Origin of the sequence: Actinocrinis puniceicyclus (assembly GCF_018283645.1) — a bacterium.
GTDB classification, from domain to species: Bacteria; Actinomycetota; Actinomycetes; order Streptomycetales; family Catenulisporaceae; genus Actinocrinis; species Actinocrinis puniceicyclus.
In genome coordinates this window covers 1-452 of record NZ_JAGSXH010000391.1, presented here as the reverse complement: position 1 = coordinate 452, position 452 = coordinate 1, and the positions used below count along the sequence as shown (strand labels likewise).

The 452-nt window shown below is 61.9% G+C and carries 1 protein-coding gene; it reads right to left on the bottom strand.

Annotated elements, in window-relative coordinates; all coding sequences use genetic code 11:
• Nucleotides 1–121 precede the first annotated feature (121 nt).
• Nucleotides 122–277 (bottom strand): hypothetical protein, encoded by a 156-nt coding sequence (locus KGA66_RS29430; protein WP_211472924.1) that lies wholly within the window; start codon nt 275–277, stop codon nt 122–124.
• Nucleotides 278–452 lie beyond the last annotated feature (175 nt).

Sequence of the window (452 nt, the reverse complement as noted above, 5' to 3'; positions counted from 1 at the left end):
GAAACGGACATCCTCACCGTCACGCCGCGGACCGCCGGAAAGCAAACCCAGGACCCCCACACAGACCATCACCAGCCCGGACGTCGGCACCGACCCGCGGGAACCTCACACAGACTGACGCTCAACACAGGCGCAGTGCCACCAGGTCGGCCTGGAACTCCGCTTGGCGGCCCACGGCTGCCTGAAGATACGGCAGGACCGCGGCCACCAGAAGGACCGGACTGGCGAGAACCAGCAGAGAGACGGCCAGCCAGAGCACCACGAGGAAGAACAGCACGGCCGCTTCGATAAGCCTGACCGAGACGACAGGAGATCTGAAGACCAGGAGGATTATTCAAAAGCCTCATTCGTGTAGTCGCAGGTGGGCGGCATAATTCACAGGCTGTGACTTACGCGGAAACCCTGGACAGCACGACGGCCCCTGCCCTTGAATCGAGTCTTCTCACAGAACT